The sequence below is a fragment of the Bradyrhizobium genosp. A genome, from assembly GCF_049949275.1.
Classification (GTDB): Bacteria; Pseudomonadota; Alphaproteobacteria; order Rhizobiales; family Xanthobacteraceae; genus Bradyrhizobium.
This window is the reverse complement of record NZ_CP188196.1, coordinates 6,327,074-6,343,784: the sequence shown is the minus strand read 5'-3', so window position 1 is coordinate 6,343,784 and position 16,711 is coordinate 6,327,074. Positions and strand designations below refer to the sequence as shown.

The window sequence follows — 16,711 nt, the reverse complement described above, 5'->3', positions numbered from 1 at the left end:
GTTCGCCTATGCTCGCCGCCGATCGCGCGGGCCGTTCGCACGCGCATGTTGTCAACGAGACGAGCCGGCACAAATGACGCGATTTCCGACCCTCTTCCTGTCCCACGGCGGCCCCTGGCCTTTCATGGAGGACAGGCGGGTTCAATATGCGAAGACCGCAGCGGAATTCGGCCGGCTGCCGCAGCTTCTGCCGGCGCGGCCGAAGGCGGTGCTCGTCATCACCGGCCATTGGGAGGCCGACGCCTTCACGGTGTCGACCTCGGCGCATCCTCCGATGGTGTACGACTATTACGGTTTCCCCGAGCATACCTATCACATCACATATCCGGCGCCGGGCCAGCCTGAGCTCGCAGCAGACGTGAAGGCACTGCTCGCGCGCGCCGGTCTCGATTGTCGGGAAGATCCCAATCAGGGGTTCGACCACGGCACCTTCGTGCCGCTCGGCCTGATGTATCCGAATGCCGACATGCCGATCGTGCTGCTGTCGCTGAAGTCGAGCTACGATGCGGCCGAGCACATCAAGGTCGGGCAGGCGATCGCCTCGCTACGCGACGAAGGCATTCTGATCGTCGGCAGCGGGCTTACCTATCACAACATGCGCGGCTTTGGGCGCGCGGAATCGAAGCCGGTCTCGTATGATTTCGAAGCTTATCTGAACGAGGCGATCGGCGCGGATGCGGCGCGCCGCAACGCGATGCTGGTCGACTGGGAGAATGCGCCAAGCGCGCGTCCCGCCCATCCGCGTGAGGATCATCTGCTGCCGCTGATGGTGGCGGCCGGTGCGGCGGGCAGCGATGTCGGCAAGCGCGTCTTCGTCGACGAGGTCGCAAACGTCGCGATGGCGTCGTATGTGTTCGGGTGAATTAGGGCGGATTAGCGAAGCGTAATCCGCCATCGGGCCGCAACAAAGCTGGCGGATTACGCTTCGCTAATCCGCCCTACGCATCGCGCAAGCTCAACCGTATTTCCATTCGGCGGCGCCGAGGCCTACGCGCGGCGGGACGCCATCAGGCCGCGATAAAGCGCGGCGTACTCGCCGGCGCGGTTGCGCCAGGACACATCGGTCGCAAGGCCGCTCAATTGCAGCCGTCGCCAGGTCGGCTTGTCGTGGAAGGCGGCATTCGCCTTGCGCAACGTGCCGGCGAAGGCCTCCGCCGTCACCGGGCCGAACTTGAATCCGGTGGCATTTTGTCCGGTCTCGCCGATGTCGACGATGGTGTCCTCGAGGCCGCCGACGCGGGAGACGATCGGGACCGCGCCGTAGCGTAGCGCGCAGAGCTGGGTGAGCCCGCACGGCTCGAACCGCGACGGCACGAGCAGCGCGTCCGAGCCGGCCTGGATCAGATGCGCCAGTATCTCGTCATAGCCGATCAAGACTCCGATCCGGCCGGGATTGGCGCGTGCGGCGGCCTGATAGCGATCCTGCAGATCGCGGTCGCCACTGCCGAGCAGCGCGAGCTGCATGCCCTGGTCAAGGATCGTCGGGATCGCCTCGAGCAGCAGGTCAAGTCCCTTCTGCCACGATAGCCGGCTGATGACGCCGAGTAGCGGCGCTTCGTCGGAAGAATCGAGATTGAATTGCTGCTGAAGCACCGCCTTGTTCGCCGCTCGAAACGTGAGGTCCTGCGCGCCGAAGCGATAGGCGATATGCGGATCGGTTTGCGGATTCCACACTTCGGTGTCGATGCCGTTAAGGATGCCGCTCAGCACGCTTGCGCGCTCGCGCAGCAGGCCGCCGAGCCCCATGCCGCCTTCGTCGCTCTGGATCTCCTGCGCATAGGTCGGCGACACCGTGGTAATGCGATCGGCCAGTTGCAGCCCGGCCTTCAAAAAGCTGATACCGCCGAAATATTCGAGGCCGTGGACGTCGAACGACGCGCCCCGGGGCAAGCCAATCGCGTCAGCGAGCATGCGGTCGAACTTGCCTTGATAGGCCATGTTGTGAATGGTCATTACGGTGCCGGGCCGCGCCCTGCCATCGTAGTGCAGATAGGCCGGCGCCAGCCCGGCCTGCCAGTCATGGGCATGCACGACGTCAGGCACGAAGGCCGCAACGAGACCGTGGCCGATATCGGCGGCGATGCGCGACAGCGCCGCGAAGCGCGCGCCGTTGTCCGGCCAGTCGACGCCTTCAGTGGTGACGTAGGGGTTGCCCGGCCGCGCGTAGAGATGCGGCACGTCGAGCACGAACAGGTCGAGCCCGTCATGAGAGCCCGCAAGCAGCCGGCCCGGGCCGCCGAAATAATCCGGCCAGCGCCGGATTTCATCTGCGCCCGCGAGCAGCCGCATCACATCCGGATAGCCCGGCACCAGCGTGCGCATCTCGACGCCGTGCGCCTTCAGCGCAATCGGCAGCGCACCGGCGACATCCGCGAGGCCGCCGGTCTTGACGATGGGATAGACTTCAGAAGCGACCGCGAGGACGCGAACAGGCGTCATGTATTGAGCCTGTCGATCATCGTCTGGGTGATCAGCGAGATGCCCTGCTCGGTGGTGCGGAAGCGCTTTGCGTCGAGCTCGGGATCCTCGCCGACCACGAGCCCTTCGGGGATTTCGATGCCGCGGTCGATCACGACGTTCTTCAGCCGCGCGCCGCGCCCGACATTGACGTAAGGCATGATCACGGCGTTCTCGACATTGGCGTAGGAGTTTATGCGCACGCCGGTGAACAGCAGCGAGCGGCGTAGCGCCGCGCCGGAGATGATGCAGCCGCCCGAGACCAGCGAGCTTACCGCCGAACCGCGCCGGCTCTCCTCGTCATGGACGAACTTTGCGGGCGGCGTGATCTCCGCATAGGACCAGATCGGCCAGGCGCGGTCGAACAGATCGAGCTCGGGCACCACGTCGGTCAGGTCGATATTGGCAGCCCAATAAGCGTCGACCGTGCCGACGTCGCGCCAATAGGCACCGTTGTCGTTTCCCGAATGGACGCATGACGTCGAGAACTGGTGCGCGATAGCGCGGCCGTTCTTGACGATGTAGGGGATGATGTCCTTGCCGAAATCGTGGTTGGAGTGCGGGTCCTCGGCGTCGCGCTTGAGCTCCTCGAACAGAAATTTAGCGTCGAACACGTAGATGCCCATGCTGGCGAGCGAGACGTCCGGCTTGCCCGGCATCGGCGGCGGGTCCTTGGGCTTTTCCAGGAATTGCTGGATCCAACCGTTCTCGTCGATATGCATGATGCCGAAGCCGGAGGATTCCGCGCGCGGCATTTCGAGGCAGCCGACCGTGACATCGGCGCCGCTGTCGACGTGCTGCCGCAGCATCACCTCGTAATCCATCTTGTAGATGTGATCGCCGGCGAGCACGACGATGAAGCGGCAGGCGTGCGACTCGATGATGTCGATGTTCTGATAGATCGCATCCGCCGTGCCGACATACCACATGCTCTCCGAGACGCGCTGGCTCGCAGGCAGGATGTCAAAGCTCTCGTTGCGCTCGGGGCGGAAGAAGTTCCAGCCCATCTGAAGATGCCGGATCAGGCTGTGCGCCTTGTACTGGGTCGCGACCGCGATCCGGCGGATGCCCGAGTTGACCGCATTCGACAGCGCGAAATCGATGATGCGGGATTTGCCGCCGAAATAGACCGCGGGCTTGGCGCGCCGGTCGGTCAATTCCAGCAGCCGGCTGCCGCGACCGCCGGCCAGGACAAACGCCAAAGCCTGGCGGGCAAGCGGCTCATTTCCGGCGGCACTCATGTCATCCTCCCACTCGTCTGGCGCAAGCCAAATTCTGGCGCAAACCAAGGCCTTCGCGAAGTGCCTTCCGGCCGCGCACCATTGGAACCGATTGTAACGGTACGAATAGGTAATCGGGAAGGTGCTTGTTGGTTGCGAACGCGTGGGAAGCTTAACGCTTTGCAGCGGCGCGGCGGGCCCCGGCATCGTCGTCCCGGTGTCACATCGGCGCTCGGGAGGCGATGTCGGGTGGCCACAATTCCGGCATGGGAGCGCGTCTTGTGCGCTGCACGCGAATTCGAGGCTTTGACTTGGCGTAGCGATGCAAGATCATGGCATCCTTTCCAAATGAAGCGTCAGAGAGAAGGAGTGAGACGATGCATATCTGGAAGTCGGCAATTGCTTGTTCGCTGACGGCTGCGGTCATGGCCGGTCAGATCGAGCCGGCGGCAGCGGCCCCGCTGCCGACCAATGTCGCGACCATGAAAGCCGCGGCTGGCGACGACGTCACGCCGGTCTATTGGCGTGGCCGTGGCTTTGGATGGGGTCTCGGTGGCCTTGCTGCCGGTGCGATCATCGGCGGCGCGATCGCCAGCGGTGGGCCTTACGGCTATTACGGCGGCGGGCCGTACTATGGCTATCCGGGTTACGGTTATGGCTACGCACCGGCCTATTACGGCTATGGTTACGGCCCGGCCTATCCGCGATACTATCGGCCTTACCGTTCGTACTACGGCTACTACCGGCCGTACCGCCCATACTACCGTCCCTATTATCGCGGGTATTGGTGAGTTAGAGCGAGAGCCACACGATCAGGCTCATCCAGGCGAGATGCGTGAGCATGATCGCGGCGAGATGCAGCGGGCCGGCCTTGAGGCGAAGCCTGCGCATCTCGCCGCCTTCGTCGCGGCAGTGGCTCTCAGCGACATGGGCCCCGCCCAGCAGCGCATCACTGCGTGATGCGCTGCGTCCGGGGCACGAGACCTCACAAACATTCAAGCAAGCGTGAGGCCGGAAGAGCTTTCTCCATTCGATTGCAATCCTCGAAACGTTCCTTCTGCATTCCCGGGTCGCGACAACACCCCCATTGCTATTTGCAACACCTCCCTTGCACCACGTCTCATCCCGTCAAAAATCAAACAGACGACCACATCGGGAGACCGGCCATGGGCCTGCAAGAAACAAAAATTGAATCGCTTCCCTTCGTCACCGCTGAACTCAACTATCTCGCGCCGGTGTCCGGCAAGCCACGCACCTACGCCTTCGATCCGCCGCCGGGCGAACCGAAGAGCACCTCGCTGCCGGAGCCGCATCAGGTGCCGATCTTCGATGCGCGCCTGATTGCGCAGAATTTCTCGCTCGACCGCGAAGGCTTCGCGCTGGTGCGCCACCCCAACCAGGTGAAGGACTTCTACAACGACGAGGAAATCCGCACCGTCTACTATCCGGCCGTCGAGGCGTTCCTGCGCGCGACGCTGAAGGCCGATCGCGTTGTCATCTTCGACCACACCGTGCGCAAGCGCGTCGAGGGCGCCCCGGATATTCGCGACGGTGGCCCACGCCAACCCGCGGCACGCGTGCATGTCGACCAGACCGCCGTCTCCGGGGCCAACCGCGTGCGCGAGCATCTGCCAGATGAAGCCGAGGAGCTGCTCAAGGGTCGCGTCCAGGTGATTAACCTTTGGCGGCCGATCCGTGGCCCGCTGCGGGACTCACCGCTTGCGATGGCCGACGGCACGACCGTCGCGCCCGACGATCTCGTCGCCTCCGACCTGATCTATCCCAATCGCCGCGGCGAGACCTATTCGGTGAAATACAATTCGAACCACCGCTGGTTCTATTTTCCCGAGATGACGGCGGACGAGGCGCTATTGCTCAAATGCTATGACTCGGCGACCGACGGACGCACGCGTTTCGCTCCGCACACCGCCTTCGCCGATCCGACCACGCCGCTTGATGCCGCGCCGCGCGAGAGCATCGAGGTGCGTACGCTGGTCTTTCACAAACAGTAACAATGTGTGATGGCCCCGCCGGGCGTTGCCCGGCGGTGTTCCCGGAACCAAGTGGAACCAGGCGACGTTGCAGCGCGGGGCAGGGCCAACCGGGAGCGGTGCCGTGCGAGCGCAGCGGACGCTATTGTTTTGTCTGACCACTTTCTCGCTTTCTGCATTTTCCATCGCCCACGCTGAAAGCGGACTTGCCTCATATTACGGATACGGGAAAGCCGCGAAGAGCGGCGATCTGACCTGTGCGCACCGGACGCGTCCGTTCGGCAGCGTGCTCAAGGTGTCCTACAGCGGGCGGACGATTCAATGCCGCGTCAATGATCGCGGTCCCTTCATCCGCGGCCGCATCGTCGATCTCTCGGTGCCCGCCGCCCGCGCGCTCGGCATGATGAGCGCAGGCGTGGTACGGGTCTCGGTGGAATAGCCCTGCCACCGCGCTATAGTGCCGCCCAAAGCAAGGGGAGGGGCGCTATGGCCAGGATCAGGGTCGGACTCGTCGGCTGCGGCTTTGTATCTGAGCTGCATATGTATGCGTTCCGGCGCGTCTACGGCGTCGACGTCGAGGTTGCGGCGGTCGCTGCGCGTGGTGATCGCGTCGTCGAATTTGCCGGGCGTCATAACATCCCGCGGGTCTATCGCAGTTTTGCGGAGTTGATCGCAGACCGCACGCTCGATGTCATCGACATCTGCACGCCGCCCAATCTTCATGCCGGGATGATCGTCGCCAGCATGCAAGCCGGCAAGCACGTCATCTGCGAAAAGCCGTTTGCCGGCTATTTCGGCCGCAAAAATGACAAGCAGCCGATCGGCAAGCACGTGCCGAAGGCGCTGATGTATGAACGTGTGCTGGAGGAGATGGACGCAACGCGTGCCGCAATCGAGCGCACCGGAAAGCTCTTCATGTATGCCGAGGACTGGATCTACGCGCCAGCCGTGACCAAGACCGCCGAGATCCTCAAGGCGACAAAGGACAAGATCCTGTTCATGAAGGGCGAGGAGAGCCATTCCGGCTCGCACGCGGCGCATGCCGCGCAATGGGCGATGACCGGCGGCGGCTCGCTGATCCGGATGGGCTGCCATCCGCTCTCAGCCGTGCTCTATCTCAAGCAGGTCGAGGCAAAGGCGCGTGGCGAGACCATTGAGGTCGCCAGCGTCACCGGCGATGTCGGCAACGTCACGGCCAGTCTTAAGCCGGAGGAGCGGACCTACCTCAAGGCCAATCCGGTCGATGTCGAGGATTGGGGTACGCTGACAGCGACCTTCTCCGACGGTACCAAGGCCACCGTATTCTCCGGCGACATGATCATGGGCGGCGTGCGCAATCTGATCGAGACCTACACCAGCGGCGGCTCGCTGTTTGCCAACATCACCCCGAACACGCATCTGATGAGTTACCAGACGAGCGAGGAGAAACTCGCAAGCGTCTACATCACTGAAAAGGTCGACCGCAAAACCGGCTGGCAGTATGTCTGCCTCGAGGAGGAATGGACGCGCGGCTACCTCCAGGAGATCCAGGATTTCATGGAATGCGCCGCGACGGGACGGCAGCCGCTGTCGGACCTCGCGCTGGCGTACGAGACGATCAAGGTGAACTATGCCGGCTATTGGTCGGCGGAAGAGGGACGGCGGGTGGTGTTGTAGGGCGCCGACGCGCGTTCGCTCTCACCAATCTCGCTAGGCTCCGATATCCAACCTTAGCGTGAAAAGAATGACCCCTGGATGTATTTGCCATCGGCTGCAACGCGACGAACAACGACGGTCTTGGGCCGCTAAGCGCCTGCCGCGGATGACCATCCTCTCTCACGAGGAGAGAGGATGCGTTGCGTGGCATGGATGAAAGCGCGTAGCGAAAGTCTCAGGTCAGATGCACCTCATCGTCCCGTTGGGCATGCGCGTGGCCGGATGGCCGGTCTTGCGGATGCAGTAGTCTTCGTTCTGGCCGCCGAAAACGCAGCGGCCGGCTGCATTGCGATGCTGGTTCGGACCGCAACCGCCAAGGGCAACAGCGGATGTCGATGTCAAGCAGGCACCAGCCGAGAGAACAGCAATTCCAAACAGAGCAGCAGAAAGAACCTTCATTAAAACCTCCACTTTTCGCGCCACCGTCGGTGAATGGCGGCCTTCTATAGCACGAGTATTGAGCCAATGGATCAGGCGCGAGAAGGCTGCGCTGTCAACCTGATGTCAGGTAGCTACGCCCCGTAAGTCGAGCCCTTCGGCAGCGGAAAGACCGGATCCTGGGTGCGGATGTTGGTCGGCCACACCACGGAGATGTGCTCGCCGGCGTTCTGCATCACCACCGGCGTCGAGCGTTCGTTCTGGCCGGACAGAGGTGTGCCCGGCGGGAAGAATTTCACGCCGTAGCCCTGGATGGTGCCGCCGGGCGGGATGTCGACGTCGAGCGCGGCCTTGCGAATGGCCTCGGGCTCGAAGCTGCCGTACTTCTCCTTGGCCACCGGCAGCACGTTGTTGAGCAGCACCCAGGTCTGGTTGAAGCCCATCGAGCAGTGCGGCGGCACGTCGGTGGCCCCGGTCTTGGCCTGGTAGCGCGTAACCATGGTCTTGATCAGATCGCCCATGCCGGGCGCGAGCTTCGACGGATCGAGCAGCTGCGCCGGCACCGGATCGATGTTGCAGAAATTGTCGATGTCGGCGCCGAAGGCCGTGCGCAGCTTGTCGAGCTGGCTGTAGCCGGCGCCGGCGCCGAACAGCATCTTGAAGCGCAGGCCGCTTTCGCGGGCCTGGCGCAGGAACAGGGTGATGTCGGGATTGTAGCCGGCGTGCGAGATCACATCGACCTTGGCGCGCTTGAGTTTTGTGACGAGCACCGAGAGATCGGGGGCGGAGGCCGAATAACCCTCGCGCAGCACCACCTGGATGCCCGCCTCCTTGGCATAGGCCTCGTCGGCGGCGGCGACACCGACGCCATAGGGCCCGTCCTCGTGGATCAGCGCGACCTTGACCTCCTTCGGCTCCATGCCGAGTTTTGTCTTCGCGTGCTCGGCGATGAAGCCGGCGAACGCCTGGCCATACTGGTCGGAATGGATTTGCGCGCGAAACACATATTGCAGGTTCTTGTCCTTGAACACGGCGGTCGACACCGCGGTCGTGATCCAGAGGATCTTCTTCTGCTGCTCGACCTTCGCCGCCATCGGCACGGCGTGCGCGCTGGAATAGACGCCGTTGATGATGTCGATCTTCTCCTGGCTGATCAGGCGCTCGGCTTCATTGATGGCGACGTCGGCCTTGCTCTGGGAGTCGGCGGAGACGGGCGCGATCTTGGTCTTGCCGCCGATGCCCCCCTTCTCGTTGACGAGGTCGATGGCGATCTGCGCGCCGACCGAGGAGGCGACCGAGCCGCCCGCAGCGAATGGTCCGGTGAGATCGTAGATCAGGCCGATGCGCAAATTCTCGGCTTGCGCCTGGGCCGGGGTCCAATCGAGGCTGAGCGTGGCGGCGGCAGCCGCCGTACCCTTCAGCAGCTGCCTGCGTGAAGTCGGCATCCTATCCCTCCCTCCGAACCGTTGTTTGCGACTGATTTTATGTTTTTGGGCGAGTATTGGAGGGCGCTTGTGAAAGTCAACATGCACCGCACCAGGCAAATCGCGGCGGTCTGTGATCGGGTCGGCATTTTTCCCTGAGTATCATTCTTTTTGCGGAGCACTCAGGAAGAGATCGCTCCACTGTCCCTCACCGCGGATCGTTCGATTGCTTTGCATCCATGCCGGACGCGAACATCCGCTTGTCGTGCGTGTGCCTTCAGCGCCGCCCCGACACGACATCCCTCTCCCGCAATTGTGATGGTTTCGCTCCTGCGCGTTCGCCGCAGGCCAGGCTTACGACCGGCATTCGGCTTGTGCGCCTTGGAGGTTGCGTGCCATCCTAGCCGGGCAAATTGCACGGGAAGCCCAATTCCCGGCTTGGCCATCGCGCCACTTAAGGGTGGAACACAAAAGCTCAGGGAGAAGAGACATGGTGTGGACGCTTCGTTTTGCGGGGCTCGCTTGCGTTGGTCTGTTGCTGTCCCCGGTCAGTGCCTTGGCAGGGCCGAAGGTCGTGTCCGGTCCGGGTGCCGATCCCGGCTGCTTCAAGCCCTGGTCTGCACAAACCAAGTTCTTCCAGTGGGACAAGAAGCCCGGGCCCTACAAGATCGCTCTCGTCAACGGCTTCGTCGGCAACACCTGGCGCATCCAGATGGTGAAGACCGCGAAGGCCTTCGCCGCGCAGCCGGGCATCAAGGAGAACATCAAGGAGTTCAAGGTCGTCTCGACCGGCACCGATGTTGCAGCGCAACTCGGCGCGATGGAGGACTTCATCAATCAGGGCTTCGACGCCATTGTCACCATCGCCGTCGCCCCCGATGGCTTCGACCGCATTATCCGCCTCGCCGACAAGAATAACGTGGTCGTGGTCCCCTTCGACAACGTCCTCGACACCGACAAGGTGATGATGGTCAACGAGGACCAGAAGGAAATGGGCCGCATGTCGGCGAAGTGGCTCATCGATGAGAGCGGCAAGAAGGCGGGCGACATCCTCGAAGTCCGCGGCCTGCCGGGCAATTCGGTCGACCGCGACCGCCATCTCGGCTTCCGCGAGGTCATGGAAGCTCCGGGCAACAGCTTCAAGATCACCGAAGTGGTCGGCAATTGGGACACGGGCACCTCGCAGAAGGTGACGGCGGACGCGCTCGCGGTGCACGGCCATTTCGATGGCGTGTTCACGCAAGGCGGCTCCGACGGCACTGTGCAGGCGATGATGTCGGCGAAGCACCCCTTCGTCCCGATGTCGGGCGAGGGCGAGAACGAGTACCGCAAGCAGATCGCCGATCACGCCAAGGACGGGCTCAAGGGCATGTCCTACGGCCAGTCCCCGGCGCTGGTCGCCATCGCCACCAAGGCGGCGATCTCCGCGCTGCAAGGCAACGTCATGCCGCAGCTGATCTCGATCCCGATCCCGGTTGCGACCTACAAGGACCTGAAGCCCGGCACGAATTACTGGCCGGACCTCAATGCGAACTTCTTCGCGCCGAACCAGTTCACGCCGTGCGGTGTCAATTTCACGGCGCCGGAGATCATGTCGCAGAGCGAGAAGAACACCCAGTGAGCGCACTGGAGATGTCCCGGTTGCGGCCCGGCCTTGGCCGGGCCGTTGCTGCGTGAGCTCCGCCATGGCGGACGCCACCCTGAGCCAACCTGCTTTCCTCACCCTGTCCGGAATCTCCAAGCGCTACGCCGGTGTGCGGGCGCTCGAAGGGGTCGATTTCGCCTGCGAGCGCGGCAAGATCCACGCGGTGCTGGGCGAGAACGGCGCCGGCAAGTCGACGCTGATCAAGATCATCGCCGGCGTCGTCCAGCCCGATACCGGCACCATGCGGCTCGGCGGATGCGATGTCAGCTTCGCGACGCCGTCCGCCGCCAACGCAGCCGGCGTCGTCTGCATCTTCCAGGAATTGTCGCTGATGCCGGACCTTTCGGTCGCGGACAACATCTCGATCGCGTCACCGCCGCGCCGCTTCGGCCTCATCGACGCGCGGGCGCAGCGCCGCCGCGCCGAGGAGCTCCTTGCCGAGATCGGTTGCGAGGACGTCAATCCCTTGATGCGCGTGCGCGATCTGCCGTTGTCGCGCCGCCAGGTGGTCGAGATCGCCAAGGCCCTCGGCAAGACACCGCAGCTTTTGATCCTCGACGAAGCCACATCGGCCCTCACCAGTGCCGACGTCGAGAAAGTGTACGCCATGCTGGCGCGGCTCAAGGCCGAGGGCGTTGCCATTCTCTACATCTCGCACCGGATGCACGAGGTCGAGGCGCTGGCCGACCGCGCCTCGGTGTTCCGCAACGGTCGCCATATCGAGACCTTTGACAAGGGCCGACGCTCGACCGCCGATATCGTTCAGCTCATGATCGGACGCGACATCGCGGCCCAATATCCGCCCAAGCCCGCGCGCGGATCGCCGAAGCCGATGCTGGCCATCAATAAACTGAGCTGGGACAAGCGCCTCGATTGCATCTCGCTACGCGTCGGCGCCGGCGAGATCGTCGGCCTCGGCGGGCTGGACGGCCAGGGTCAGAAATCCCTGCTGCTGGCGCTGTTCGGGGTGCTGCGCGGCGTCTCCGGGCAAGTCACCGTGGAAGGCCGCGAGGTGCGTCCGGGGTCTCCGGCGGCGGCGAAGTCGGTCGGCATCGCGCTCGTGCCGGAGGATCGCAAGACCGAAGGCCTGATGCTGCCGATGTCGATCGCCGACAATCTGGTGATCGCCTCGCTCGACGCGATCTCGACCGGACCTCTGGTCGACCGTGCCCGCGAGACCGATGCGATCAAGCGCGCCATCGCGCGGCTGCAGATCAAGATCGGCGCGCCCGGCGACGCGGTCGCCACACTCTCCGGCGGCAACCAGCAGAAGGTCGTTCTGGCCAAATGGCTGATGACCGATCCGCGCATCATCCTGCTCAATGATCCCACGCGCGGCATCGATGTCGGCACCAAGCAGGAGCTTTACCGACTGATGCGCGAGCTCGCCGACCAGGGCGCCGCCATCCTGTTCTACTCGACCGACTATGACGAGCTCATCGGCTGCTGCGACCGGGTGGCGATCATGTATGACGGGCGCATCGTGCGCGAGCTTGAGGGTGAAGAGCTCACCGAGACCAACATCATCGCGAGCGCGCTGAACATCGACGCCGCGACGCCGGACATTCCCGGAGCCGCCCATGCTTGACGATGTCGCCATCAGGATTCGCCAGAACATCGGCATCGTCACCGCCGTCCTGTTGTTCTCCATCCTTTATCTGCTCTACAACCTTGCCCACCCCAAGGGCTTCTCGTCAGCGGTTCTGGTGCAGAACGGCGACGAGATCTTTGCACTCGCCATGCTGGCGATGGCCCAGACCGTGCCGGTGTTGGCGTCAGGGCTGGATCTCTCCGTGGGCGCCGTCATGACCATGGTGGGGTGTTTTGCGAGCTATCTGCTCACGGGGGTGGCGGGGGGTACGCCGTTGCATCTCGAGATCTTCGGTCTGCATCTCGGCCTCGGCACCTTTCCCGGCGGCGTCAGCGGCATCCTGCTCGGGATTGTCGTGTGTCTTGCGACCGGCGCGCTGGCCGGCTTCGTCAACGGCTGCGTCGTCGTCTATGGACGCATCCAGCCGATCATCGCGACGCTCGCGACCGGCGCGATTTATATCGGCATCGCGCTGTTCCTGCGGCCGACGCCGGGCGGCAAGATCGACGAGGATCTCAACTGGGCGCTGACCAATTCGCTCGGGGATTTCGCCGCGACCGTCCACATCTTCGATGATGGCGCAGCGAGCTGGTTTGCGCCGGTGGCCTGGATCCCGGTGCCGTTCGTGCTGCTCGTCCTGATCGCGCTGCTGGTCTCGGTGCCGTTCCGCCGCTCCGTGCTCGGCCGGGCCGTCTATGCGGTCGGCTCGGCCGAAGGCGCGGCCTACATGTCCGGCCTTCCGATCGAGCGCGCCAAGATCGCGGCCTTCACGCTTGCCGGCTTCTTCGCCGGCTGTGGCGGCCTGTTCCTCGCCATCCAGACATCCTCGGGCAATGCCGACATCCCGCAGGCCGGTGCCTACACGCTCAACTCGATCGCCTCCGTCGTCATCGGCGGGACTTCGCTGCTCGGCGGGACCGGCAGCGCGATCGGCTCGATCTTCGGCGCCATGGTTCTGCGCGTCATCTCGTTCTTCTTCCGCATCTTCGACATCGCACCGCTGCTGCAACCGCTGTTCGAGGGCCTGATCCTGCTGGCGGCGGTCAGCATCGGCGCGCTCGGCGTCCTGCGCGTCAAGAGCACGCTGGAGCTGTTCCGATGAGTTCGGCCTCACTCAGTCTCTCGCGCGATGACCGCCCGATCCTGATCGCGGCGCTGTTCATCCTCGTCATCCTGGTGGCGGGCACGGTCTATACTTTTGCGCGCTTCGGCAGCGCGCCGCTGTTGTCGCCGACCTATTTGTTGCAGCAACTTCAGATCGGCGCCTTCCTCGGCATCGTGGCCGCCGGGATGATGATGGTGATCCTGATCGCCCAGATCGACCTGTCGGTGCCGTGGACGCTTGCCGCGGCCGCCATGATGGCGACATCGGTCGGCGGACCGCTCGCGATTCCGGTCGGGCTCGGGGTCGGGCTTCTGGTCGGCCTCGTCAACGGCATCGGGGTCGCCTATTTGCGCGTGCCCTCGATGATCTTCACGCTAGGTGTCAACGCGGTGATGCGCGGCCTGATGGTCGCACACACCGGCGGCTACGCGCCGCAGACCACCGCCACCGACCTGATGCGGGTGCTCGCCGGCGACCGCACGCTCGGTATCCCCAACGCCTTGTTCGTCTGGGCCGCCGTGTCGGTGCTCGTCACGATTGTCCTCCAGCGCACCGCGCTTGGCCGATACGTCTATGCCATCGGCAACAAGGAGGCGGCTGCGTATCTGGCCGGCGTCGATACCCGCCGCATCACCGTGATCTGCTTCGTCTTGTGCGGTGTCGCAGCCGCGCTCGCCGGCGTCCTGCTCGCCGGTTACTCCACCAAGGCCTATCAGAGCATGGGAGATGCCTATCTGCTGCCGTCGATCGCGGCGGTCGTGATCGGCGGCACCAACATCCTCGGTGGCCGCGGCCGCTATCTCGGCACGCTGATCGGCGTCGTGCTGATCGTGCTTCTCAATAGCGTGCTGTCGATCATGGACATGCCCGAGGCCGGCCGCCAGGTGATCTACGGCCTCGTCATCATCTTCATGCTGCTGGTCTACGGGCGCGGCGAACGCGTCACGAGTTAGCACCGCGCCATCGTAGCCCTGACGGATCAGAGAAACGGCGACGCCAGGGCCGGAGTTTCGACCAGCGCGTGAGCAGCGTACTCGAGCGCAGATCTAATCTGCGCCCGGGTTGAAGGACCGCAGATGCATACTCTCACGGCTTCGGGAGGCGGATCGCTCACGACGAAGGCGTCGCTTGCGACGACACCGATGCCGGTCTGCCGCATATGCCCCACGAAAGCGGACCGGTTCCAGGCTTCGGGCAGCGCAACCCACAGGTTGAAGCTCAGGGGATCGCCGCGATAGGACCCCTTCGGCAGGATTTCGGCGGCGAGCTTCTGCCGCGCCGAAGTCTCGGCGCGGATGAACCGCAACATCGTGTCCGCGGTGCCGTCTTCGATCCAGCGCGTCGCGAGCGCCACGGTGAGGGGGGATGCCATCACAGTCGCCGACCGGAGAGCTGAGGCAAACGGCCAGGCCGAGCGCGTATCGGGCACGACGACGTAGGCGGTGCGCAAGCCCGCGCCGATGCATTTTGCCAGTCCCGCGACGTGCCAGGTCAGATCGGGCGCGATCGCAGCAAAGGGCGCGTGGCCGTGGCCGTGCTCGGGAATGAAGCCATAGGCATCGTCCTCGATGATCGGCAGCTTGAAACGTCGTGCGATCGCGACGATCTCGCGCCGACGCGAGTCCGGAATCGTCAGGGTCGTCGGATTCTGCAGCGTCGGATTGAGGTAGATGGCCTTGGGCTTCAGCTTCTTGCAGGCATCGGTCAGCGCCTGCGGCTCAATGCCATCGTCATCCATCGGCAGGCCGACGAGCGTGATGCCGAGCTGCGCGGCGATGGACCTGATCCCGGGATAGGTGATGGCCTCGCACAGCACCACCTCGCCTGCTTTCGCAAGGATCGAGAGGATGCCAAGCAGCGCCGGATGTGCCCCCGGCGAGACGAAAATGCGGCTCTGTGCCGGCACCAGCGCACGGCGGCCGAGCCAGCTCGACGCCGCATCCTTGTCGGCCTGCGTGCCGCCAAAGCCCTGGTAGCGCAGCAGCGATACGATGTCGCGCAGCACATGTTCGGCGCCGGCCTGCATCCGCTCGATCAGTTCGGGGTCATCAGGCTCGGGCGGCAGGTTCATGGAGAGGTCGACGGGACGGGGCGGAAAGCCCGTCGCCGAGCGCCGCGGTCGCGGCTTGTCGCGAACGAAGGTTCCCTGTCCGACCTTCGATTCAATCAGCCCGCGCTTCTGGGCTTCGACATAGCCGCGCGCGACGGTCGTGAAATCGACATCGAGGCGCTTGGCGAGTTTCCGCTGCGGCGGCAAGCGGTCGCCGATCACAAGCCGTCCGGCGGCGATATCGTCGGCAATTGCGTCTGCGATGGCGAGATAGCGCGGCTTGTCGCTGTTCGATAGATCGGGTCGCCAGTCGGCCATTGCTCAGTTCCGGAAAGTTACGTCAGTAGAATTGACTGTATATTGTTGCAACCGTTGATGCAATTGCATCGCGCCTGTTGGTTGCTTCCGGGAGGGGTCCCGTCTGAACGTGTTGCACACCAATCGTGCGCGCTGCCCAGTATTTTTCAGGCAGTATTTTTCGACTATAGCGCAACATCTCCAGATCCAGTCAGGTCTCCATTCAACAATGAATGCATAATTGAATGCAAATTGTATGGTATGATGATTTGTAGTGCAGAACGCTGCTTGGCACATTGATTGCAAAACCTGATCTCGATCCGGGAGGCCCGGACGTGAACAGGAGGTGTCTATGCCAGCAGTGAACATGCCCGCGCGTCAGAAGGGCGACTTTCTCGTCGACTACGAAGAGAAGGTTTTCGAGGACGTCAAAGCAAAGCCCGGTGAGAAGGCGCTCGTCACCTTCCACACTGTTGCGTTCGAGGGCTCCATCGGCCTCGTCAATATTCTCCAGGCGCTGCGCCTGAAGCGGAAGGGTTTCGAGACGTCGGTTCTGCTTTACGGTCCCGGTGTCACGCTCGGTATTCAGCGCGGCTTTCCGAAGATCGGCGACGAAGCCTTCCCTGGCGCGCAGAACTTCAACAACCAGCTCGCCAAATTCATGGATGAAGGCGGCAAGGTCTATGCGTGCCGGTTCGCGCTGCAGGCGCTCTACGGCCATGGCGAACCGTCGCTGATTCCGGGCATCCGGCCGATCAATCCGCTCGATGTGCTCGACCTCATGCTGCTTCACCGCAGGGACGACGCGTTCATGATCCACACCTGGACCGTCTGACCTCGGTTGGCTCACGCGACGGA

General features: G+C 63.7%; 15 protein-coding genes. 10 read left to right on the top strand and 5 right to left on the bottom strand.

The features are described 5' to 3' along the window. Positions 1 to 73: 73 nt before the first annotated feature. Complete coding sequence (locus ACP2YP_RS29760) at positions 74 to 862, top strand: DODA-type extradiol aromatic ring-opening family dioxygenase (protein ID WP_426419796.1); 789 nt, start codon at positions 74 to 76, stop codon at positions 860 to 862. 125 nt (positions 863 to 987) lie between these two features. Here ACP2YP_RS29760 and glgA read toward each other — a convergent pair whose 3' ends face one another. Continuing rightward, positions 988 to 2,439, bottom strand: a complete 1,452-nt coding sequence (glgA, locus tag ACP2YP_RS29755) for a glycogen synthase GlgA (RefSeq protein WP_426419795.1) — start codon at positions 2,437 to 2,439, stop codon at positions 988 to 990. Next, a complete protein-coding gene (gene glgC / locus ACP2YP_RS29750; RefSeq protein ID WP_426419794.1) occupies positions 2,436 to 3,698 on the bottom strand; it encodes a glucose-1-phosphate adenylyltransferase in 1,263 nt (420 codons plus the stop codon). The genes glgA and glgC overlap by 4 nt, the downstream gene beginning before the upstream one ends. A 356-nt stretch (positions 3,699 to 4,054) precedes the next feature. Between glgC and ACP2YP_RS29745 the strand changes: the two genes are divergently transcribed. From ACP2YP_RS29745 to ACP2YP_RS29730, 4 genes are all read left to right on the top strand, one after another. After that, complete coding sequence (locus ACP2YP_RS29745; protein ID WP_426419793.1) at positions 4,055 to 4,468, top strand: hypothetical protein; 414 nt, start codon at positions 4,055 to 4,057, stop codon at positions 4,466 to 4,468. 375 nt (positions 4,469 to 4,843) lie between these two features. Continuing rightward, complete coding sequence (locus ACP2YP_RS29740; protein ID WP_426419792.1) at positions 4,844 to 5,689, top strand: CmcJ/NvfI family oxidoreductase; 846 nt, start codon at positions 4,844 to 4,846, stop codon at positions 5,687 to 5,689. A gap of 103 nt (positions 5,690 to 5,792) precedes the next feature. Further along, positions 5,793 to 6,107, top strand: coding sequence for a septal ring lytic transglycosylase RlpA family protein (locus ACP2YP_RS29735; protein WP_426419791.1), 315 nt, complete (start codon positions 5,793 to 5,795; stop codon positions 6,105 to 6,107). Positions 6,108 to 6,154: 47 nt separating this feature from the next. After that, entirely contained in the window at positions 6,155 to 7,324 is a 1,170-nt protein-coding gene (locus ACP2YP_RS29730) for a Gfo/Idh/MocA family protein (RefSeq protein WP_426419790.1), read from the top strand. Between the two features lie 219 nt (positions 7,325 to 7,543). Here ACP2YP_RS29730 and ACP2YP_RS29725 read toward each other — a convergent pair whose 3' ends face one another. Continuing rightward, positions 7,544 to 7,762 (bottom strand): GCG_CRPN prefix-to-repeats domain-containing protein, encoded by a 219-nt coding sequence (locus ACP2YP_RS29725; protein WP_426419789.1) that lies wholly within the window; start codon positions 7,760 to 7,762, stop codon positions 7,544 to 7,546. A 113-nt stretch (positions 7,763 to 7,875) separates the two neighbouring features. Continuing rightward, the gene (locus tag ACP2YP_RS29720) at positions 7,876 to 9,186 is read right to left on the bottom strand and encodes an ABC transporter substrate-binding protein (RefSeq protein WP_426419788.1); all 1,311 of its coding nucleotides are present in this window, start codon (positions 9,184 to 9,186) and stop codon (positions 7,876 to 7,878) included. Positions 9,187 to 9,655: 469 nt separating this feature from the next. Between ACP2YP_RS29720 and ACP2YP_RS29715 the strand changes: the two genes are divergently transcribed. The 4 genes from ACP2YP_RS29715 to ACP2YP_RS29700 all read left to right on the top strand — a co-directional run bounded on the left by ACP2YP_RS29715 (position 9,656) and on the right by ACP2YP_RS29700 (position 14,459). Continuing rightward, a complete protein-coding gene (locus ACP2YP_RS29715) occupies positions 9,656 to 10,786 on the top strand; it encodes a sugar ABC transporter substrate-binding protein (protein ID WP_200469262.1) in 1,131 nt (376 codons plus the stop codon). Between the two features lie 64 nt (positions 10,787 to 10,850). Continuing rightward, the gene (locus tag ACP2YP_RS29710; RefSeq protein WP_426419787.1) at positions 10,851 to 12,398 is read left to right on the top strand and encodes a sugar ABC transporter ATP-binding protein; all 1,548 of its coding nucleotides are present in this window, start codon (positions 10,851 to 10,853) and stop codon (positions 12,396 to 12,398) included. Next, positions 12,391 to 13,503, top strand: a complete 1,113-nt coding sequence (locus ACP2YP_RS29705) for an ABC transporter permease (RefSeq protein WP_426419786.1) — start codon at positions 12,391 to 12,393, stop codon at positions 13,501 to 13,503. Before ACP2YP_RS29710 ends, ACP2YP_RS29705 begins: the two co-directional genes overlap by 8 nt. Next, on the top strand, positions 13,500 to 14,459 hold the full coding sequence (locus tag ACP2YP_RS29700) for an ABC transporter permease (RefSeq protein WP_426419785.1): 960 nt from the start codon (positions 13,500 to 13,502) through the stop codon (positions 14,457 to 14,459). Before ACP2YP_RS29705 ends, ACP2YP_RS29700 begins: the two co-directional genes overlap by 4 nt. Positions 14,460 to 14,485: 26 nt before the next feature. Here ACP2YP_RS29700 and ACP2YP_RS29695 read toward each other — a convergent pair whose 3' ends face one another. Next, positions 14,486 to 15,874, bottom strand: coding sequence for a PLP-dependent aminotransferase family protein (locus tag ACP2YP_RS29695; RefSeq protein ID WP_426419784.1), 1,389 nt, complete (start codon positions 15,872 to 15,874; stop codon positions 14,486 to 14,488). A 331-nt stretch (positions 15,875 to 16,205) separates the two neighbouring features. On the opposite strand from ACP2YP_RS29695, the gene ACP2YP_RS29690 reads away from it, so the two are divergent. Beyond that, complete coding sequence (locus ACP2YP_RS29690) at positions 16,206 to 16,688, top strand: MSMEG_0572/Sll0783 family nitrogen starvation response protein (protein WP_426419783.1); 483 nt, start codon at positions 16,206 to 16,208, stop codon at positions 16,686 to 16,688. The last annotated feature ends 23 nt before the right edge of the window (positions 16,689 to 16,711 follow it).